Raw genomic sequence first — 20,169 nt, 5'->3', positions numbered from 1 at the left:
GAAATGGGGCGAAAGTCTGTGGACTCTGTGTAAGACAGTACATGGTTTTTTAACTGTGGTATGCGACGGTGGTGGAAGCAGAAACTTAAATCGTGAGGTTTAGGAATCGCCGCACTTTTAGGGCGGCGAGGATGTCAAGATTGATATTGTTAGGGGTTGGGGGATAGGTGTTAGGCAATAGGCAATAGGCAAAAGTCCTAACTCCAGTAATCCCGTCCCCTTTTTTTATTTTTTAGCTTTATATATGGGTCGTGTTTGGCATTTTATTAAAAGTGTGATGGGAATTATCTTTCGTCATCCTGTAACTGGGGTGACAATAATTCCGCTGCTTGCTGATGGTACAATTGTTTTAATCCGACGCAGAGACACCGGCAAATGGGCCTTACCGGGAGGGATGGTCGATTGGGGGGAAGATATTTTTAATACTGCCCAAAGGGAATTAAAAGAGGAAACAGGATTAAATTTAGTCAGTTTAGGGCGTTTAGTCGGGGTTTATTCCTCTTTTGAGCGTGATCCGCGCATTCACTCCATTTCAGTTTTAATTGAAGTGACGGCTGCGGGGAATTTTCAGATCAAAGATACATTAGAAGTTAGCGAGGTGAGAGCTTTTAGCGTCGAAACTTTACCTCTAGGCAATCTCAGTCACGACAATGGTCGCCAACTAGAAGATTATCTCAGGGGTGCCACTGTAGTGGCTTGATGTCGAGGGAAAGATAATGGAATTAGAAAGTTTGGCTAAAGGCAAGCGAGATAACATTTAGGGGAAATCAACACAATGACATTTGATTTTGATGTGGTAAAAGTAAATGCCAAAGGTCAGGAAGTCGAACGAGAAAAGGCAGAAGCCTCATATTTCGCCCAAGATTTGGGCAACGGCATCACCTTAGAAATGGTCGCCATCCCGGGGGGAACTTTCACGATGGGAACGGAAGACGAGGAAATCGAAAGACTGGTAAAAATATTTAATATCGAAAGACTGCTTAAAAAATTTGATGCGGAATGGGAGATCAAAAGACTGGAATGGGCGTACGCCTGTCGTGGTAGGAATAATATCCCAGCCAGACAGTCGCTCTGTAGAAGAATCAGACGAGCCATAATTACATTATCAGAGCGCAAGTCCGTAACTGTCCCACCCTTCTTTATGGGTAAATATCCTATCACCCAGGCCCAGTGGAAAGCGATCGCCTCTCGCACGGATTTAAAAGTTAAACAAGACCTTTATTTCAACCCAGCCTATTTTAAAGACCGTCCCGATAGCGATCGCCGTCCCGTGGAACAAGTCAAATGGTACGAGGCGATCGAGTTCTGTGCGAGATTATCAAAACTAACGGTTCGGGAATACCGATTACCGAGTGAAGCGGAATGGGAATACGCTTGTCGTGCCGGGACGACCACCCCATTTTACTTTGGGGAAACCATTACGGGGGAATTGGCTAACTACAATGCCGGCTATACCTACGCCGATGAACCCAAAGGAGAATATCGAGAAGAAACGACTCCTGTGGGACAATTTCCCCCAAACGCCTTTGGACTGTACGATATGCACGGCAATGTCTGGGAGTGGTGCGCCGATACTTGGCACTATAACTATGACGGTGCGCCGAGTGATGGCAGTGCTTGGATAGAAAATGGTGATGATAATTATGGTGATGATTATTGTTCTCCTCTGCGGGGCGGTTGTTGGTACAGCGATCCGGATGAATGCCGTTCCGCTTACCGCAGACGCGCTTCCCGCGGCTCCATGCTCCGCCGCTACTTCGACTTCAACCTCGACGGCGGTTTTCGGGTGGTGTGCGGTGCTGGGAGGACTTTGTAACCCTTTTTCTCTTTTTTCCCTTTTTACCCTCATTCCCTATTTTTTCTCTTTCCTTTTCTTTCCCGCCCTTAGGCGGGTCGATTTTTTTGAGAAAATGGCGTTAATGTTAAATTTTATTAAGGCAATGAAAGAATTATCGGTTATCAGTTGGGAAGGTGGTGTTATATTATGGGTAGTAAAGTTGCTCAAAAAGCCAGCTACAACCATGAGCGCTCTTGTCAAACCCTCTGGCCTGATTCCCAAAGGATTGCGGGTGCAACAGATTAATAATCTCACCCTATTCAAATTTACAGATGAACTGGGCGATCGGATGCAGACGCTTCTTGACAAGAAAAAAGCTGATGATCTCACCCCGGAGGAAGTCCTTGAGCTAGAAGCGATTGGCGAACTCGACCAAATTTTCAGCTACATCAACGCTGTCATTGCCGCCAGAGTAAATGGTCATTCCTAAATCGCTCTACCATATTGTTCGACAACGCGCTAGGTTCCGGTGTGAATACTGTCACTATCCCGAACTCCTCAGTTCCGCCCCTCTTTCGATCGACCATATTCAACCCTTTATCCAGAATGCCCGACGGCAATGGATAGCGGGCCAACTCCATCCACCCAAGGATGACCCACGACAAGAAATTAGTGAGACTTAAGGCGTGGTTTAAAAAAGGTTGATTGGGAGTAACAAAAGCTTAATCCTGATTATTTATTCCCCCTTTTGTCGTTTGCATAAGTAGAAAACGGGTTTCTCCGAGAAACCCGTTTTCTGTGGGTTACTCAACGGATTTAAAAATTAGGTAAAACCCTACACTCGGCCCCCAGGAAAAACTTTTTGCCGCATACCCTAAATAGGGTCTGCGGCAAAAAGTACGGGCGAAGCATTCGGATAGAAAATCTACGGTTTCACCGATAGGTTATTGCCCGAATGCTTCGCCCCTACAGGACACGGGCCGATGAAGACGCAAGGTTTTGAACGACGATTCTCTCAAAATCTTGCACCTGTGAGAGCAAAACAGAACCCTAAAACCCTTACCTCGTCTATATTTCACATTTATTCAGCATACCCTAAATATTGGCTTTCTCTCTTTAACGGCTGATTGTGCGAAGTTGCTGCAGAAGTTGATCAAGAATGTCTTCCATCTCTTCCGGGCTTCTGCCCATCCTGACCGGTCCGCGCAGAAACTCTTTAACCGTTATCTTTTTATCGCGGAAGTCACGGACAAAATTATAGATTTTTTCGGTGGATTGAACTTGTAATTTCATCTCCTCTAGCATTTGCTCAATCGGGTCGATGCCATCCTTCTCACAAGCGCGACTGGCCCTCACCATCTCGCCTTCCGGGGTATTTCGCACCGAGCGCAGTTCTCTTTTCAGGTTCTCGTATTGCTTTTTAAGTAGTTCGTTATTGGTTTCAACCCTCTCGCACTGTCGTTGGAGGTCGCTTTCCGATGAGCCTTCAACCGCGAAAGAGTCCCCCATTTGATACTGTCGTTCGATTTCGAGCAGTTTAGCAATATCTCCCTCCTTATAGGCACGGTTGACCTCCTTCATGATCTCATTGTGACGCATCCGAGTTTCGGGATCCGTAACCTTGTCGGGGTGAAAAATCTCGGCCATTCTCAGGAAAGTGCGGCGTATTTGTCTAGATTCAGGAGATTTAGGCGAGCTTTCAGGTGATAGCTCTGTTCCATCATCGTGACGGCCATAGGAGTCTTCCCCAGAGAAGAAATCCTGCGCGGATTGCTCCGATGCTCCTTCTGGTTCTTCGTCTCCGAAAAGTTCGTCAAGTTCTTCATCTCCATCGTCAAATTTTGGGCTAATCACCCCCGTTAACTGAAGTGTCTCGTAAATTCCGAGAATCCTTTTTTTTGTCTGCTGCCCCATTTTTCTAGCAGTGAGGATTTCGTCAAAAAGGGCGTGTATTTCGCGGTCGAGGTCGCTAAGTTTTTGATAGAGGGGTTGCCCTCTCTGGAAAATCTCCGTGGCCAGGGAACGCATCTGGTCGAGGAATTTCTTCAGTTCGTTGCGTTTTCTGCCAATCTGCTTGAGGAGCCACTGATGCTCCTCCTCTAAAGCTTGGAGACGAAAATGTAGGGAAGACAGAGCCAAGGCAGGAGCGGTAGGCGAATCAGAGGAGTTCGGTGATTTCGGCTTTTTAGATCTGGTCATTACTTTGGGGTGAAAGCATATTGTCTATTCTACCAAGCCGGAAGGAGCCGCATTCCTAAAACTCACCCTTGGCTCATTTTATTGTTTCTCCCCACCTCCCTGCTCCCCACTTCCCCAACCTCCCCACTTCCCCACTCCCCCACCTCCCCACTTCATAATTCATAATTCCCCACTTCCCCAACCTCCCCACTTCCCCACTTCCCCACTTCCCCAATTCCCCAATTCCCCACCTCCCCACTTCCCCACTTCCCCACCTCCCCACTTCCCCAATTCCCCACTTTCCCACTTCCATCACCCCATCACCCCTGCTCCAGCGCCCTACGGAAACCTTTTTAAGTGGCTAGAAGCTAGATATATCAATGGTCTTAATTAATTCTTATCAATCGAATTAAATTTTTGTACATAAAATTCTCGCTCAGATTAATTATTTTTTCCAAATTCCGCTAGACTTATTTATTAAGTTCAATCGAGACTCAATATTCCATAGCTAAATTTCTATAGCACGGGCTAGAAGGGAAGTTTAGCGAGGGATTCCTTTACCCATAATTCAGCACACATATTTGCTTTAGCAAGCAGGTAGGAGATTCTATGTCAAAATTTTCGAGACGGAAATTCTTAACCACGGCGGCAGTTTCAGCGGCAGGGGCTGTTGTCCTCAAAGGTTGTGTGGGTAATCCCCCCGACAGTACGGGTGGAACCAGCACCACCGCGCCCGCTTCCCCGGTTGCTTCTCCCGTTGCGGTGGCTCCCGGAGAGGCCCCCGAAACCACCAAAATTAAATTAGGTTATATTCCTATCGTTGAGGCCGCACCTTTAATTATTGCCAAGGAAAAAGGCTTTTTTGCTAAACACGGGATGCCCGATGTGGAAGTCTCCAAACAAGCTAACTGGGGCTCCGCTAGAGATAACGTCGAAATTGGGGCAGATGCGGGCGGAATTGACGGAGGACAGTGGCAAATGCCCATGCCTTACCTGATTTCCGAGGGACTAATCACCAAAAATAACGTTAAAGTCCCCATGTATGTGTTAGCGCAGTTAAACACCCAGGGTAACGGAATTGCGATCGCAGGTAAACACGAAGGCAAAAATATCGGTTTAGACCTAAAACCCGCCAAAGATTACATCCTCGCCATGAAAACGACGGGAACTCCCTTCAAAGCCGCCTATACTTTCCCGAAAGCTAATCAAGACTTCTGGATTCGTTACTGGTTAGCCGCCGGTGGTATTAACCCCGATACGGATATTAACCTAATTGCCGTACCCGCAGCCCAAACCGTGGCCAACATGAAAACGGGAACCATGGATGCGTTTAGTACCGGCGATCCTTGGCCAGCGAGAATTGTGGCCGATCAGATCGGTTTTATGTCAGCTTTAACCGCAGAAATCTGGCCCTATCACCCGGAAGAATACCTCGCCATCCGCGCCGATTGGGTGGATAAAAACCCGAAAGCTACTAAGGCACTATTAAAAGGAGTTATGGAAGCGCAGCAATGGCTCGATCAAGAGGCAAATCGGGCAGAAGCGGCGGCAATTCTCGCTAAACCGGCTTATTTCAACCTCAAAGAAGAAATTATCGCCGGTCCCCTCAAAGGGATGCAGAAAATGGGTGACGGTAAACCGGAAATCACCGACAAAAATAAAGGGGTTTTCTACTGGAAAGATCCCGCCGGTAGCGTTTCCTATCCCTATAAGAGTCATGATCTCTGGTTTTTAACCGAAAGTGTTCGTTGGGGTTTCTTGCCGAAAGAAACTTTAACCACTGCCTCAACATTAATCGACAAAGTTAACCGCGAGGATCTTTGGAAAGCGGCAGCCACAGAGTTAGGGGTTCCCGCAGCTGATATTCCTACCAGTACCTCCCGCGGTGTGGAGAAATTCTTTGATGGCAAAACTTTTGACCCCGCTAATCCCCAAGCTTATCTCGATAGTTTGGCGATTAAAAAATAGGGAGTTTTTCCCGATAGGCTAGGTGCATAAAATATCTAGTCTATTAATCCCAAAAGTGTTTTCTTCTCTTTCCAATCAAGTAACTTTATCTTCAACAAAGGAAAACGGCAAAATGGCAACTAGCGTCAGCAGAACAAGCAAGGGTGGTTTCAACTTTAGTAAATTCTGGAAAAAGCATTCTGGGGATATTCTTCCTCCGATTGTGGGTATTTTATTTTTCCTGATTTTATGGCAGTTAATGTCTATGGTGGGATTAATTAAATTACCGCCGCCATCGGACATTATTACTAATGAGCGTACCCGCACCTATTTAATGTATCCTTTCTTTGATCGTGGAGGTATTGATAAGGGACTATTCTGGCAAACTCTCGAAAGTCTAAAACGGGTATTAATCGGTTATTCTTTTGCCGCAGTGGTGGGTATTGGAGTTGGAATTATGGTTGGGGTTAATCCCTTCTTAAATAAGGCACTCGATCCCCTTTTTCAATTCCTGAGAACAGTTCCTCCTCTTGCTTGGGTTCCCCTATCTTTGGCCGCTTTACAACAAAACCAACCTGCTGCTTTATTCGTTATTTTTATCACCGCAGTTTGGCCAATTTTGATTAATACCACTGTCGGTGTCCAACAAATTCCCCAAGACTATATCAACGTTAAACAAGTCTTGCAATTGTCCAACCAAAAATTCTTTTTCAAGATATTAATTCCCTCGGCACTTCCCTACATCTTCACTGGTTTGAGAATTGCGATCGGTTTAGCTTGGTTAGCGATTATTGCGGCAGAAATCGTTATGTCGGGTATTGTCGGTATCGGTTTCTTTATCTGGGATGCCTACCAAAATAACTACATCAGTGATATTATTCTCGCTCTGTTTTATATCGGTGGTGTGGGTTTATTACTCGATCGCTTTATGGCTTGGTTACAAAATCAAATCGTTCGTCAATAGGGAATAAATGGGGAAAGTTTCCCCATTTTCAAACAACTGAAACTTGAGTCAATTTAAGGAGAAAAAACTATGAGTTTGTTTGTTGCTGTCGATAACATTGATAAAGTATTCCCCCTTAGTAGTGGCGGTGAATATGTGGCCTTAAAAGGGATCGATTTACAGATAAAAAAAGGGGAATTTATCTCCCTTATCGGTCACTCTGGTTGCGGAAAATCCACCCTCTTAAACATGATCGCTGGTTTAGATTTGCCCACGGAAGGAGTGGTTACTTTGCAAGGTCAAAGCATTAAAAAACCGGGGCCTGATCGCATGGTAGTCTTCCAAAACTATTCCCTTTTACCCTGGTTAACCGTCAAAGAAAATATCACTCTAGCCGTCGATCAAGTTCTCGCCCAACTATCAGAAGACGAAAGAAAAGCTGAAGTCGAAAAATATATCGATCTGGTCAATCTTCGTCATGCAGTGGATAAACGTCCCAACGAATTATCGGGGGGGATGAAACAACGGGTAGCGATCGCTCGCGCCCTAGCCATCCGTCCGAAAGTCCTACTTTTAGATGAACCCTTTGGGGCGTTAGATGCCCTGACTAGAGGTAATCTACAGGAACAGTTAATGCAGCTGTGCGAAGAATACGAAATGACCTCGGTAATGGTGACGCACGATGTGGATGAAGCGGTGCTATTATCCGATCGCATCGTCATGCTTACCAACGGTCCTGGCTCAAAAATTGGCGGTATTTTGGAAGTAGATATCCCCCGTCCCCGCAAACGCATGGAAGTGGTGGAACACCCCAGTTACTACAGTCTCCGGAGCGAAATTATCTATTTCCTCAACCAACAAAAACGGATCAAAAAACTACGCGCTCGCAAAGTCGAAGTTATTGCTCGTCACGGTTTAGAAAAAGTCAATCTAGAGATCGGTTTTGTTCCCCTCACCGCTTGCGCGCCCCTAGCAGTGGCCAAAGAAAAGGGATTCTTCACTAAACATGGTCTAGATGAGGTGAATTTAGTCCGGGAAACCAGTTGGCGAGGGGTTGTGGATGGGATCGCAGGGGGATTCCTCGACGGGGCGCAAATGCCTTCGGGAATGCCCACCTGGTTAACCGTCGGTGGTTATCAGGAGCAACCTTTGCCGATTGTCAGCGCCCTGACTATGACTCGTAACGGTAACGGTGTCACCCTCGCTAAACGCTTCTATGACGAGGGAGTGATTGACGGTAACGCTTTAAAACAGATGCTATTGGAATCGAAGGAGCAGCGCCATATTTTTGGCATTGTTCACCCCTCCTCGATGCACAATTTGCTCCTACGTTACTGGTTAGCGGCAGCGGGAATTGACCCGGATCAAGACGTTCACCTCGAAACTATTCCCCCGGCCCAAATGGTAGCCGACCTGAAAACCGGTAGTATTGACGGTTACTGTGTCGGTGAACCCTGGAACCTACGGGCCGCTATGGAAGATATCGGTTACACTGTCGCTACCGACTTAGAAATCTGGCAGGGCCACCCGGGTAAGGCCCTGGGAGTCCGGGAAGATTGGGCCAATAAATACCCTAATACCCACGTCGCTTTAGTTAAAGCACTGCTGGAAGGTTGTCGCTACTGTGCCGAGGAAGGGAATCAGGAAGAAATTCGTCAAATCCTCGCTAGTCGTCAGTACCTTAGTACCAATATAGATTATATCCAACTAGGTGATCCCAACTCCTACGCGTGCAGTCTCGATCAACCGATGAAAGAATATGCACACCATCTGTTCTTTGGGGATGGAGTCAATCGTCCCAGTCGTACCGAACACCTCTGGATGATGACCCAAATGGCGCGCTGGGGCCACATTCCTTTCCCCCGTAACTGGGTAGAAATTCTCGAACGCGTCTGTCGGGTGGGTGTCTTTAGTACCGCGGCCCGGGAATTGGGTCTAGGGGATATTAAATATCGTCGCACACCGATCCTTTTATTCGATGGTATCGAGTTTGATGCCGAGGATCCGATCGGTTATCTCAATAGTTTAGAGATCAAACAAAACGTCACCATGGCCGAAGTGGCTATTGATGCTCGTCCTAGTGCCAGTGAATCTCGCAAAATTGCCTAAAAATCGACTAAGGGGATAATTATTAGCCAATTATCTCCAGTCATTGCCCCTATTAACTAATTTCCCCCAAAGACTAATCATGTACACCACCACTGACACAGTTAACCGGGCAACCCAGGCCCCCAGTAAAGAAGCTTTTGTGACCATTGAAGGAGTTTCTAAGGTTTATCCCACTGCTAGAGGCCCCTACACCGTCCTTAAGGATGTTAATCTCAGCATCAATGAAGGTGAATTTATCTGTGTGATCGGTCACTCCGGTTGCGGTAAATCGACCCTATTAAATATGGTGTCGGGTTTTTCTTCTCCCACCGATGGCATCGTTAAAGTTAACGGTAAGAAAATTACTAAACCCGGGCCCGATCGCATGGTAGTGTTTCAAAACTATGCTTTGTTGCCTTGGTTAAGCGTTTTTGAAAATGTCTATCTTGCGGTAGATGCGGTGTCTCCCAATGCTCCAGAAGCGCAAAAACGCTCGATCGTGCGGGAACATTTAGCGATGGTGGGTTTAACCGAAGCTATGGACAAAACCCCTCCCCAAATCTCCGGGGGGATGAAACAACGGGTTTCGATCGCCCGGGCCCTTTCTATCCGTCCGGAAGTATTAATTCTTGATGAACCTTTTGGTGCGTTGGATGCGATTACTAAAGAGGAATTACAGGAAGAATTGCTGAAAATCTGGCAAGATAAACGCTGTACGGTGTTGATGATTACCCACGATATCGATGAGGCTCTTTTCCTCGCTGATAAGCTGGTAATGATGACCAATGGACCAGAAGCGAAAATCGGCGAAGTGATGAATATTCATTTCCCCCGTCCCCGCGATCGGGAAAGAATTATGGAGGATCCGGAATATTATCGTCTGCGTAACTATGCCCTCGACTTCCTCTATAATCGTTTCGCTCACGATGATGTCAGCTAAATGTGAGCATTTGTATTAGTTTGGGGTGCGGTTGACTTAATAGCGATCGCACCTAGATTGTTTTTCTAGGGAAGCCTTCTTCAAGTAAAATTATTTCTAAGTAAGTAAGTGGGTGGGTGGAATTTAATATAACGATGAACGTAGGTTGGGTTGAAGCATGAAACCCAACGACGGCATAGTTTACGCTACCGCTAACCCATCCTACAAATAATTGTGCCTCCCTACTTAGATGTTAAAAATTGTCAGATACCCCCCTTATCAAGGGGGGATCAAGGGGGGATCAGCACCCCCCTTATCAAGGGGAGATCAAGGGGGGATCAGCTTACTTGTTAACTAAATAGAACAATTAGCAGTCAAATACAATAATAATTTTTACTTTTTACTTAATCGATCATGCTCAAACAGATACGGAAACTACTTATCAATTTTGGTCAACAATGGCGCGATGAAAATTTCATGAGGTCGATTCATGTCATTGAAAACTTAGTTTCTAAGGTTTTATCCGTAGCCTTAATTGTTGTTATTATTGTTTCTCTTTATGATCTAGTAGTTATTCTAATCCAAGATTTATTTACTACGGAACCCGTCGGTTTTTTTAGCAAAACTTTAATTGAAATCTTCGGATTATTTCTCAATATTTTGATTGCCTTAGAGTTATTAGAAAACGTCACTGCTTACTTAAGAAAACACATCGTACAGGTTGAATTAGTCGTAGTTACGGCTTTAATTGCCATCTCTCGAAAAATTATTATTTTCGATCCCAACAAATACAGTAAAGATGATTTAATTGCCCTCACCGTGGGAACCTTAGCTTTAGCAGCAAGTTATTGGTTAATTAGAAAAGTTAATCGCGATAATCGTTCTTGAAGTAGTGATTAAGTACCCAGACAGAATTAATCATACCAAATTCGATTATTAAAGACTGATTATCTAATGCAAGAGTGCCTATTGCATTAGTAGAAAACGGGTTTCTCCGAGAAACCCGTTTTCTGTGCGTTACTCAACGGATTTAGTATTAACTTTGTCCAATTACTGATTAAGGAAAGGGGTAGATTTAGAAAACCTAACCCTTCTAAATATTTACTGGACTCTAGAAATATTACCCGCTTTAATCCAACCTTCGCGACCATCGGACAGACGCACGCGCTGCCATTGGCCATCGCTGCTAGTTCCCACCACACTGACTTTAGTATTGTAGTCGAGACCGCCGAGACGAGTCGATTCACTGGTAGGTTGAGAGCGCAGACTTAAACCGCTTTGCCATGTCACCCGCGCTTGATAACCCTCGGATGTGGTTTCTTTTTTTCTTGCTTCGGGACTGGGTTTCGGGGCAGCTTTTGGTGCTGGTGCAGCTGTGGGAGACTCTTTCACCTCAGCTTGGGGTTGTTCTTGGACGGGAGTAGTAGGGATGGGTTTAGCAGCTTTTTCCTCCTTAGTTTCCTCTTTTTTCTCCTCGGTAAAGACGGGTTTAGGAGGATTAGAATTCATACCGGAGAGAAGCATATAGGCGACAGCAGTAGCCCCACCGACTAAAATCGCCACTCCCATGACAAAACCGACCATAAATTGCAATAAACCAGATAAACGCTTCATATTGGTGCTAAATTAACTGTTAGGATTAACATTAAAACGATCATCGCGAGAGGCTAAACGAGCTTTACCGGACTTAGCCCAATCCTGTAGAAATTGGATTTGTTCTTGAGCAGTGCGAGCCAGGGGTATAATCTGACTAGCGGCCTCAAGCACATCATCGGTGCTAAAGTCGCGATTTTGACTAAAACCGATGTGCATCGCTTCCACGATGGTTTGTTCGATTTCTGCCCCCGAAAAATCGGGAGTTTCGTAGGCTAGTCGCTTTATATCATAACTTTTCAGATTATGGGGCCGGACTTTCCCTAAATGAACGCTAAAAATCTCCTCGCGGGACTTTTGGCTAGGTAGTCCGACAAAAAATATCTCATCGAAGCGTCCTTTTCGCAACATTTCCGGGGGCAAAGATTGGATGTTATTAGCTGTAGCGACGACAAAAACTGGCGATTGTTTCTCGGCTAACCAAGTGATAAAAGTCCCGAAAACTCGCCCGGTGGTTCCTCCGTCGCCTTTCCCATCCACTCCGGCGAAAGCTTTATCGATTTCGTCTATCCACAGCACACAGGGAGCTAAAGCTTCGGCGAGATTAATCATCTGACGGGTGCGTGATTCCGATTCTCCCACCAATCCGCCAAATAAACGCCCCACGTCTAGACGCAGTAGGGGTAAGTGCCAATGATGGGAAATAGCTTTCGCTGTCAGGGATTTACCCGTCCCTTGAATTCCCACCAATAGTAAACCCCGGGGATTGGGTAAACCGTAGGCGCGGGCGCGTTCACTAAAAGCACCACCGCGACGAATCAGCCAATCTTTGAGATTATCTAGTCCCCCGATGTCAGAAATCTGCTCTGTGGCGGGATAAAAGTCTAATATCTGGGTTTGACGAATCGATTGGCGTTTTTCTGCCAAAATTAATTCCACGTCCTCTGGCTCAATTTTGCCGTGACTGGCTAAACATTTGGCTAAAACCCGACGAATTCTCTCTAGGGATAATCCTTGGGCAGAAAGCACTAATTCATCCAGGAGTGGTTCTTTGACGGGTTGTCCGGTGGCAGCGATTAATCGCTGGATTTCCTGTTTGATTTCTTCGCCACTGGGGAGGGGAAAATCGACGACGGTGATTACTTCGGTTAGATCCGAGGGGATAGACAGTTCGGGAGCGACGATAATTAGGTTTTTGGGCTGAGATTTCAGAGAACGGGCCAGATTTCGCAATTTTCTGGCGATGGAAATATCTTCTAAAAAGCGCTGGAAATCGCGTAAAATTATGATCGCAGCGATGTTAGTCGGCAGCTTTTCGACGAATTCAAGAGCTTGGAGGGGATTACGCCGAGCCAAGTTCTCATTATTGGGATTATCTTGATAACCATCCACGAAATCCCAGACATAGACAGCACGGTTATTGCTCTGTTTGGCAATATCGGCGATCGCTTTTTCGAGACGTTCTTCTTCTAGGGTGCTAACATAGATGAGAGGATAGCGCGCCCGCAGCAGTAATTCAAATTCTTCACCAAAGCTCATAGCTATTCGTCTATAGTTTTTGCTATTTGTATCGTCAACAGAAAATATAGCAGTTAGCCGTCAGTCAAATAACCATGGTAGGTAAGCTGTACTACATTTTAAGACAAGCCAAGCTCGTCTATAAAAAGATTTAAAAAAAAGAAATTTACGCTTGTATTTTCTTAAATGTATGGTATAATTGCCTTGGCTTAGTCGGCATTAACCTTCTGTTAACTAAATTAACCATCGTGTTGATTAGATTAAGCTTTAGCTAATTAAATTAAATGGGCCTACCAAGAATGACAAAAGTTGGTCACTGGTTGGCTGCTTCTTTGCTGTCAATTAATTTCAGCCTTTCTCACAGCCATTCCCTAGGGGGGTTAAATTCATGTTTAAACTAGCTTCAGACTTCTTGTCTTTAGATTTTCTCCGCCAACAAAATCAGAAAAATAAGCCAGAAAGCCAACCCAACCCTTTGCCAATTTCTCAAATCATGAAAGAGGGAAAAGTTTTAGCGATAATTCTCCGACGAGAGTTTAACCAAGAGGGGATTCATTTCCTAACTCCCGATGATTTTTCCCAACAGTTGGCCTATATGAGACACCCGACGGGAAAAAGTATTATGCCCCACGTTCATAACAAAGTACAACGGGAAGTATTTTTTACCCAGGAAGTCTTAATTATCAAAAGAGGAAAACTGCGGGTAGATTTCTATGATGACGACCAACAATATCTAGAAAGTCATATCTTGAGAGATGGAGATGTGGTTTTATTGATCCAAGGTGGCCATGGTTTCCAAGTCTTAGAAGAAGTAGAAATGATTGAAGTAAAACAGGGTCCCTACGTTGGTAATCAGGATAAAACTCGCTTTGCGGGGATTGAGGAAACCGTGGTTAAAATGGCGGGAGCAGAGATAGCATGAGTAGCTTTATTCCCGTCAATGAGCCACTACTTGCGGGCAAGGAAAAACAGTATCTTAACGAATGTATTGATAGCGGTTGGATTTCTTCGGAAGGTCCCTTCGTTCAGAAGTTTGAAGAAAATTTTGCCCTCGCTGTTGGGCGAAAGTATGCCGTTTCCGTGTGCAATGGTTCTATGGCCTTAGAAGCGGCCATCGTCGCTTTAGGAATTGGTTCGGGGGATGAGGTGATTCTCCCCACTTTTACCATCATTTCCTGCGGAGCTGCCATTGTCAAAGCCGGGGCGATTCCCGTGGTGGTGGACTGCGAAGCGCAGACTTGGAACATGGATATCGCTCAGATAGAGGCAAAAATCACGCCCCGCACTAAAGCGATAATGGTGGTTCATATCTACGGATTACCGGTGGCAATGACTCCAGTTTTAGAATTAGCTCAAAAATACGGTTTAAAAATTATTGAAGATGCGGCTGAAATGCACGGTCAAACCTATCAAGGCAAACCCTGTGGCAGTTTCGGTGATATCAGCATCTTTAGTTTCTATTCCAACAAACATATTACCACTGGGGAAGGGGGCATGATTGTCACCAACCAAGAGGATATTTTTGAGCGTTGTCGTTCCCTGAGAAATTTATATTTTCAGCCCCAACGACGTTTTATTCACGAAGAACTGGGCTGGAATCTGAGGATGACTAATCTGCAAGCGGCAGTGGGTTTAGCACAATTAGAACAGCTAGAAACTTTTGTCCAGCGCAAGAGAAAAATGGGCAGACGCTACAGGGAATTATTGCAAAATATCCCCTCTCTAGAATTGCCCCTACCTCAAACCGATTATGCCGAAAATATTTATTGGGTTTATGGTGTTGTTCTCAAAGATGAGGTTAACTTTGATGCTACGGAAGCGATGAAACGCCTCAAAGAACATCAGATTGGTACGCGTCCTTTTTTCTGGTGTATGCACGAACAACCGGTATTTCACAAAATGGGATTATTGCAAAATATTTCCTGTCCCGTGGCTGAAAGACTGGCGCGCAGGGGTTTTTATCTGCCTAGCGGTTTAGCTCTCACGGACGAGCAAATTGAGCGAGTGGCCCAAGCAGTTCAGCAAGTTTTTGCTGAGGCTGAGTAGGGATGAAAAATTGATGAAAATTTTTTGAATAAAAACCGACTTTTATGATAATTGGCACGGAGTTTTTATCTTGGGTAGTAATTGCCGCCGGTTGCTTTTATTCCCTATATCTATGTATTTTAGTTCCCAAGGATGTTTTTTTTAATGGCGATGGAGCGCTGAAAGCTTTACTAGCTCGTCAGCTAAGTAATGGTCCATGGCGATTTGACTTAGTTGAGCGCGCAGAAGCTTGGGTTACTCGTCTTTGGCAAGAGGGTTTATACAGTTATCGCCCCCCTTTTGTCTACTACTTAAATCAACGTTATTATATCTCTTTTCCTTTTCCATTCTCTTTGCTAACTTCCCTTTTTTATAAACTTTGGGGTTATCGGGGGTTTTACTTGATTCCCCTCCTATCAATTTGGGTATTGTGGCTCAGTTTTTCAAGAGCAATTCCCGCTTTTTCCCTAGACAGTTGGGGGGGGCTTTTGGGATTAGTTATTTTGATTTTTGCTTCTCCCTTAACTCTATACAGTGCCATATATTGTGAACATACCCTCGCTGTTACTTTAGGATTTTTGGGAATTGTTATCGCTTTTTTTCTACCCGATACAGCTAATAGTGGCTGGCTGCCCAATTTATTAGGCGGATTTCTAGTGGGTTTATCGGTATGGTTCCGCTCCGAATGTCTGGCCCTAGTGGCAACTTTAACTTTATTAGTTTTCTTGGGGTTAACTCCAGAACAAACCTCAGTTTTTGCTTGGTATTCAACCGAGCAAAATCTTAATTTTTCTGAATTTCTGCTAACTAATCGAATAGCTTTTAGTTTTGTGCTAGGCATGATTGTTAGTGTGTTTTTACTGTGGTTGTGCAATAAGTTAATTTATAATCGTTTTCTAGGAGTTCACGCTCTGTTAGTCCTTGAGGAGTTTTCTTGGAAAAAACGTATTCAAGAAGCCCTGACCAGTTTTTATCAGTTAAATAGCTCTTTTTTTGTCCATTTTCCTATCTGTATAATTCCCTTAGCTTACTTGCTAACTTGGAGCGGTCAACAATTGAATTTTGCCAAGGATATTCCCGTAACTTTAATTAGTGTAACGGCGATTATCATCTTAGCTGTTCTCGTCAATCTTCGCTGGCAAGGAATGGTTAAAACCAAGGCGTTAGTCAAGGACAATATAATTTACTTCCTGATACTTTTAGCTAGTTGTTATCTATTTGACATCGGCAATATATCTCTAGATAAACAAATGCTTTTTGTCTATGCTCTCTATTTTATCTACACAGTAGGGGTGTCTTGTTTGGTCGATATTGCCCCGGGAGAAGTCATGGTGGGAGGTAAACAATGGGGACCGAGATATTTATTGCCTCTTATCCCCTTTGTTACCTTATTAACGCTGGAACAAGTAAAAATTATAGGAGCGAACCAAGAAGTTTTTGTAGTCAAGGGAAGTTGGGTTTTACTGTTAATCTTACTGGCAATAGGTGTCTATAAAAACATTTATCAAGGTGGAGAATTTTTCTATAAAACCCATCAGGGGATAGCACCAGCCATCAAAAGCATAGAAGAGGATACTAATTCTATTGTTGCCTTCTCTCATCAATATGCGGCACAAGTTTTGGGTTTTGGTCTGGAGAAACAAAAAACTTTCTTCCGTGTGGAAAATAGTCAAGCCATGGTTAAACTATGCCAAGAATTACTCAGTCAAGGATTGTTTAGTTTTCCCTACGTTTGCTATCCCTATCGCCCTTGTCAACTCTTAGAATCCCCACCGGAAGAACTGGAATTTAGCCAAGATGGACAAAAGTTTCAAATTGGCATAAATCGCTCTGGAATCATTGGTAAGTATCCTTTCTATGAAATAGTTATATCTGCTTCTGAGACAGGTTTACTAGCCCAAAAATCCGAGGATAAGCCCACAATTACTCCAGCAGCTAATGATTTAGTCTGTACGATTTTACCCACTTATAACGAGCGAGATAACATTAGTCAATTAATTGAACGTTTACTAGCTAGTGTTCCTAGTCCTTATTTAGTGCTAGTGGTGGATGATAATTCTCCCGATGAAACTTGGCAGATAGTAGAAGATTTCGCCAAACAATATCCCACTCCTCCCCAAGATTCGCAATTCCAATCGGGGGTAATTTTGTGTCGCAGAATCGACGAGAAAGGGTTAACTTCGGCTCTACAGAGAGGTATTGACGATGCGATTAATCTGTATGGGGCTAAAATTATTACTTGGATGGATTGTGATTTGTCTATGCCTCCAGAAGATGTGCCGCAATTAATCACACCGATTCGAGCTAAAAAAGCTGATATGGCCGTAGGTTCTCGTTGGATTCCGGGGGGTGATGATGTTGCCCACGGACTGATGGCCCGGATGTTAAGCTGGATTATTAATCGCATGGCCATCGTGATGCTAGGCAATCAAGTTCACGACTATACCAGTGGTTTTATTGCCGTTCGTTCTCAGGTTTTAGAAAAAATTACCTTAAATGGAGATTATGGAGAATATTGCATTGATTTATTAACCCGTGCCAATCGTTTAGGTTATAAGTTAGTGGAAGTTCCTTATCTTTGCGTTCCCCGCATTTATGGTGAGAGTAAAACCGGAATTAATCTCTGGGATTATTTGTCAAAAGGACGGAAATATGTGGCGACTATTTGGCAATTATGGCAAGAAAGATAAGATAATTATATCTTTTTTGAACTAGAATTAGTGATTCTGTAGTTATCCTCTGGTTCTTCAACTCTAGGAGCTAAACTTATGAAGAAAATGTTGACTTTTTGGCCTTGGTTAGCTACCGTTGGTGTGGCTTGGTCTTTGGGTTTTTTTTATAACGTACACTACGGTGGTGAATTAAAGTGGCTCCTACAAATGTACGAACAAAAAGTATCTTTTGCCACGCAGATAGATGCACCGAGACGAATAATTTTTGCGGGGGGGTCGGGGGTAAATTATAGTATTAACTCTCAATTCCTAGAACAGGAGCTAAAAATCCCAGTTTTTAACTTTGGTTTACAGGGAGATTTGGGATTAAATGTCATTTGCCCAATTATTTTAGAGCAGGTACGTCCGGGGGATATAGTGGTTCTTATTCCTGAATATTTAATGTTACTGGATGATGATGGTATTGGTTATGGTGATGGTTTATTTGGTTCGGTTCCCTTTAGTGTTGCTATTGGAAAACCGGGTTTAGGAAATATACCCTTAGAACAATTAGTTTCCGAGACTTGGTTAATGGGAGTTCCTAGTTTACGCACTATAGTAAAAACTGCTGTTGATGTTATACAAACAGGAAAAGCTAGGGGTTATTTATCAGATCCAATCACAGAAAAAGGAGATCCTACCGTAGTCAAACATCGTACAGGTAAATGGTGGGCTAGAACATTTGATCGACCTGTTTCGCAACACTCCCTCAAACGCATCGCTCAATTTCAAGAGGAGTTAAAAGCTAAAGGTGCTGATTTAGTAGTTTCTCTCTCTTGGGTTTATGCTAAGACCGATGAAACCACTGTCAAAAATGTTAAAAAAACTATTGAAGAATTGTCTAATATAGTACCTTTAATCTACAATCCAAAAACTCTTAATCTGCAAACAGATTCTAGTTTATTTGGCGATACCCATGAGCATTTATTACCAGAAGCAAGAATAATACGCTCTAAGGAACTGGTGCAACAACTACGTCCTATAATTCAGGAAAAAACTCCTCAAAATCATTGAAATTATTTCTATTCTCAATCGATAATTTAAAAGTTGATCGACTTTTTGTACTAGCAGTAATTTGGGATGGAGATAGCAGGGAATTGATTTAACCGGCAAAATTACCGTAAATTTCCCTGAATTTATTCAATTTTAATTTTTGGAATTGTTCTTCCTTCAATAAAGGTTCTTTTCCTCTCGGATGTTCCTGACTCTTTTTCTTGATATTTTTAACTCCTTCTTCTCCTAATTGATTAGATATTGATAATCTAATCCGACAGCTACTGTCGCCTTTTTGATTGTCCATCCTCAAAATATTTTACCTAACCAGTGCCATCTTCTTGTTGCCACTGAGTCTTGACTGGTTCTGTATTTATCTTTCGGTTCCTCTGAACTTAGATGTTCGGATAAGTACGCTTTCTTGGGCATTTTATCTCCTCGTCCTTACTCGTCTTACTATAGGATTTGCTATTACCCCTCGCTCAAATTTGTGCTACTATGGAAGGCAATATCGAGGATTTAATTTCTTTGTCTTCTAGCGCTGGTCATTGGAAAATCCTTGATAATTACTACAAAAAGTTATGAAGATAAGCTGAAGGATTCCTCGTTTATAATTATTAGGTATGAATAATGTTATTGACCATGATCGTTTATTTAAGGAATTAATTGCGACTTTTTTTGTTGAATTTATTCAGTTGTTTTTTCCTGAGATTATCAATTATTTAGAGCCTAATCAGATTACATTTTTAGACAAAGAAGTCTTTACCGATGTCACGGAAGGAGAAAACTATGAAAGTGATTTAGTCGCCCAAGTTCAATTTCGAGGACAATCATCATTTTTCTTAATTCATCTAGAAGCACAGTCTAGCTCTCAACCGGAATTTAATCGGCGAATGTTTACTTATTTCGCTCGTCTGCATCAAAAATTTGCCTTACCAGTTTATCCCATTGTCATATTCTCCTATGATCGTCCACAAAAAGAAGCAATTCGTCAATATAAAATTGAGTTTCCTGACTTAAAAGTGTTAGAATTTAACTATCAAGTTGTCCAGTTAAATCGCTTGAATTGGCGAGATTTTCTCAATCAAGCTAATCCCGTCGCCGCCGCTTTGATGGCCAAGATGAAAATTGCCCCTCGCGATAGAGCAAAAGTTAAGGCACAATGTCTAAGATTATTGGTAACATTAAGATTAGATGCCGCTAGAATGCAATTGATTTCAGGCTTTGTCGATACCTATCTCAATCTCAACTCGTCCGAGGAGATAGAATTTCAACAGGAGATTAGCACATTTATTCAACCCGAACAGGAGGGAGTTATGCAGATTACCACCAGTTGGATGCGCCGCGGTTTAGAACAGGGTTTAGAACAGGGTTTAGAACAGGGTTTAGAACGGGGTTTAGAACAGGGTTTAGAACAGGGTTTAGAACAGGGTTTAGAACAGGGTTTAGAACAGGGTTTAGCAAGAGAAAGAAATCT

General features: G+C 43.6%; 17 protein-coding genes and 1 pseudogene. 14 read left to right on the top strand and 4 right to left on the bottom strand.

From position 1 onward, the window contains the following. Positions 1 to 244: 244 nt before the first annotated feature. From IM509_RS08365 to IM509_RS08350, 4 genes and pseudogenes are all read left to right on the top strand, one after another. The gene (locus tag IM509_RS08365; RefSeq protein ID WP_024969269.1) at positions 245 to 700 is read left to right on the top strand and encodes an NUDIX hydrolase; all 456 of its coding nucleotides are present in this window, start codon (positions 245 to 247) and stop codon (positions 698 to 700) included. Positions 701 to 781: 81 nt separating this feature from the next. Further along, positions 782 to 1,816: pseudogene (locus tag IM509_RS08360) on the top strand (formylglycine-generating enzyme family protein); the annotation flags it as partial. Positions 1,817 to 1,919: 103 nt separating this feature from the next. Further along, entirely contained in the window at positions 1,920 to 2,267 is a 348-nt protein-coding gene (locus IM509_RS08355) for a hypothetical protein (RefSeq protein WP_284525856.1), read from the top strand. Then, complete coding sequence (locus tag IM509_RS08350; RefSeq protein WP_081330836.1) at positions 2,254 to 2,460, top strand: HNH endonuclease; 207 nt, start codon at positions 2,254 to 2,256, stop codon at positions 2,458 to 2,460. Before IM509_RS08355 ends, IM509_RS08350 begins: the two co-directional genes overlap by 14 nt. 433 nt (positions 2,461 to 2,893) lie before the next feature. Here the strand turns inward: IM509_RS08350 and IM509_RS08345 are convergent, their stop codons facing one another. Then, complete coding sequence (locus IM509_RS08345; protein WP_185237181.1) at positions 2,894 to 3,976, bottom strand: molecular chaperone DnaJ; 1,083 nt, start codon at positions 3,974 to 3,976, stop codon at positions 2,894 to 2,896. A gap of 588 nt (positions 3,977 to 4,564) precedes the next feature. On the opposite strand from IM509_RS08345, the gene IM509_RS08340 reads away from it, so the two are divergent. The 5 genes from IM509_RS08340 (at position 4,565) to IM509_RS08320 (ending at position 10,740) form a co-directional block, all read left to right on the top strand. After that, complete coding sequence (locus IM509_RS08340; RefSeq protein WP_185237179.1) at positions 4,565 to 5,923, top strand: CmpA/NrtA family ABC transporter substrate-binding protein; 1,359 nt, start codon at positions 4,565 to 4,567, stop codon at positions 5,921 to 5,923. A gap of 112 nt (positions 5,924 to 6,035) precedes the next feature. Then, complete coding sequence (ntrB, locus tag IM509_RS08335) at positions 6,036 to 6,866, top strand: nitrate ABC transporter permease (RefSeq protein WP_043996475.1); 831 nt, start codon at positions 6,036 to 6,038, stop codon at positions 6,864 to 6,866. Positions 6,867 to 6,935: 69 nt separating this feature from the next. Then, a complete protein-coding gene (locus IM509_RS08330) occupies positions 6,936 to 8,954 on the top strand; it encodes an ABC transporter ATP-binding/substrate-binding protein (protein WP_185237178.1) in 2,019 nt (672 codons plus the stop codon). A gap of 79 nt (positions 8,955 to 9,033) precedes the next feature. Next, positions 9,034 to 9,873: a nitrate ABC transporter ATP-binding protein gene (locus IM509_RS08325; RefSeq protein ID WP_052277418.1), complete on the top strand. Its 840-nt coding sequence runs from the start codon at positions 9,034 to 9,036 to the stop codon at positions 9,871 to 9,873. A 393-nt stretch (positions 9,874 to 10,266) separates the two neighbouring features. Then, positions 10,267 to 10,740, top strand: a complete 474-nt coding sequence (locus tag IM509_RS08320) for a phosphate-starvation-inducible PsiE family protein (RefSeq protein WP_052277419.1) — start codon at positions 10,267 to 10,269, stop codon at positions 10,738 to 10,740. 213 nt (positions 10,741 to 10,953) lie between these two features. Here the strand turns inward: IM509_RS08320 and IM509_RS08315 are convergent, their stop codons facing one another. Together IM509_RS08315 and IM509_RS08310 are read right to left on the bottom strand one after the other, a co-directional pair. Next, positions 10,954 to 11,466 carry an SH3 domain-containing protein gene (locus IM509_RS08315; protein ID WP_052277420.1) on the bottom strand — a complete coding sequence of 171 codons (513 nt, stop codon included), beginning with the start codon at positions 11,464 to 11,466 and terminating at the stop codon, positions 10,954 to 10,956. Between the two features lie 12 nt (positions 11,467 to 11,478). Next, entirely contained in the window at positions 11,479 to 12,984 is a 1,506-nt protein-coding gene (locus tag IM509_RS08310) for a Ycf46 family AAA ATPase (protein ID WP_185237177.1), read from the bottom strand. Between the two features lie 367 nt (positions 12,985 to 13,351). Between IM509_RS08310 and IM509_RS08305 the strand changes: the two genes are divergently transcribed. The 4 genes from IM509_RS08305 to IM509_RS08290 all read left to right on the top strand — a co-directional run bounded on the left by IM509_RS08305 (position 13,352) and on the right by IM509_RS08290 (position 18,713). Beyond that, the gene (locus IM509_RS08305) at positions 13,352 to 13,885 is read left to right on the top strand and encodes a cupin domain-containing protein (RefSeq protein WP_081417882.1); all 534 of its coding nucleotides are present in this window, start codon (positions 13,352 to 13,354) and stop codon (positions 13,883 to 13,885) included. Next, entirely contained in the window at positions 13,882 to 15,009 is a 1,128-nt protein-coding gene (locus tag IM509_RS08300) for a DegT/DnrJ/EryC1/StrS family aminotransferase (protein ID WP_185237176.1), read from the top strand. The genes IM509_RS08305 and IM509_RS08300 overlap by 4 nt, the downstream gene beginning before the upstream one ends. Before the next feature lie 44 nt (positions 15,010 to 15,053). Next, a complete protein-coding gene (locus IM509_RS08295; RefSeq protein ID WP_185237175.1) occupies positions 15,054 to 17,678 on the top strand; it encodes a polyprenol monophosphomannose synthase in 2,625 nt (874 codons plus the stop codon). Positions 17,679 to 17,756: 78 nt separating this feature from the next. Next, entirely contained in the window at positions 17,757 to 18,713 is a 957-nt protein-coding gene (locus IM509_RS08290; RefSeq protein ID WP_072926613.1) for a hypothetical protein, read from the top strand. A gap of 88 nt (positions 18,714 to 18,801) precedes the next feature. On the opposite strand, the gene IM509_RS08285 is transcribed toward IM509_RS08290, so the two are convergent. Continuing rightward, complete coding sequence (locus IM509_RS08285) at positions 18,802 to 18,999, bottom strand: hypothetical protein (protein WP_249264922.1); 198 nt, start codon at positions 18,997 to 18,999, stop codon at positions 18,802 to 18,804. Positions 19,000 to 19,315: 316 nt separating this feature from the next. Here IM509_RS08285 and IM509_RS08280 point away from each other — a divergent pair. Continuing rightward, positions 19,316 to 20,169 (top strand): Rpn family recombination-promoting nuclease/putative transposase (locus IM509_RS08280; RefSeq protein ID WP_287716791.1); only part of this gene is annotated, 854 nt, incomplete at its 3' end.

Source organism: Microcystis sp. M31BS1, assembly GCF_020245285.1.
Lineage (GTDB): Bacteria > Cyanobacteriota > Cyanobacteriia > Cyanobacteriales > Microcystaceae > Microcystis > Microcystis panniformis.
This window is presented reverse-complemented; position numbering and strand designations above follow the sequence as displayed.

Excerpts from the sequence above, each read along its gene's own strand:
- IM509_RS08365 (WP_024969269.1), top strand. The coding sequence starts at position 245 with ATGGGTCGTGTTTGGCATTTTATTAAAAGTGTGATGGGAATTATCTTT.
- IM509_RS08355 (WP_284525856.1), top strand. The coding sequence starts at position 1,920 with ATGTTAAATTTTATTAAGGCAATGAAAGAATTATCGGTTATCAGTTGG.
- IM509_RS08350 (WP_081330836.1), top strand. The coding sequence starts at position 2,254 with ATGGTCATTCCTAAATCGCTCTACCATATTGTTCGACAACGCGCTAGG.
- IM509_RS08345 (WP_185237181.1), bottom strand. The coding sequence starts at position 3,976 with ATGACCAGATCTAAAAAGCCGAAATCACCGAACTCCTCTGATTCGCCT.
- IM509_RS08340 (WP_185237179.1), top strand. The coding sequence starts at position 4,565 with ATGTCAAAATTTTCGAGACGGAAATTCTTAACCACGGCGGCAGTTTCA.
- ntrB (WP_043996475.1), top strand. The coding sequence starts at position 6,036 with ATGGCAACTAGCGTCAGCAGAACAAGCAAGGGTGGTTTCAACTTTAGT.
- IM509_RS08330 (WP_185237178.1), top strand. The coding sequence starts at position 6,936 with ATGAGTTTGTTTGTTGCTGTCGATAACATTGATAAAGTATTCCCCCTT.
- IM509_RS08325 (WP_052277418.1), top strand. The coding sequence starts at position 9,034 with ATGTACACCACCACTGACACAGTTAACCGGGCAACCCAGGCCCCCAGT.
- IM509_RS08320 (WP_052277419.1), top strand. The coding sequence starts at position 10,267 with ATGCTCAAACAGATACGGAAACTACTTATCAATTTTGGTCAACAATGG.
- IM509_RS08315 (WP_052277420.1), bottom strand. The coding sequence starts at position 11,466 with ATGAAGCGTTTATCTGGTTTATTGCAATTTATGGTCGGTTTTGTCATG.
- IM509_RS08310 (WP_185237177.1), bottom strand. The coding sequence starts at position 12,984 with ATGAGCTTTGGTGAAGAATTTGAATTACTGCTGCGGGCGCGCTATCCT.
- IM509_RS08305 (WP_081417882.1), top strand. The coding sequence starts at position 13,352 with ATGTTTAAACTAGCTTCAGACTTCTTGTCTTTAGATTTTCTCCGCCAA.
- IM509_RS08300 (WP_185237176.1), top strand. The coding sequence starts at position 13,882 with ATGAGTAGCTTTATTCCCGTCAATGAGCCACTACTTGCGGGCAAGGAA.
- IM509_RS08295 (WP_185237175.1), top strand. The coding sequence starts at position 15,054 with ATGATAATTGGCACGGAGTTTTTATCTTGGGTAGTAATTGCCGCCGGT.
- IM509_RS08290 (WP_072926613.1), top strand. The coding sequence starts at position 17,757 with ATGAAGAAAATGTTGACTTTTTGGCCTTGGTTAGCTACCGTTGGTGTG.
- IM509_RS08285 (WP_249264922.1), bottom strand. The coding sequence starts at position 18,999 with ATGGACAATCAAAAAGGCGACAGTAGCTGTCGGATTAGATTATCAATA.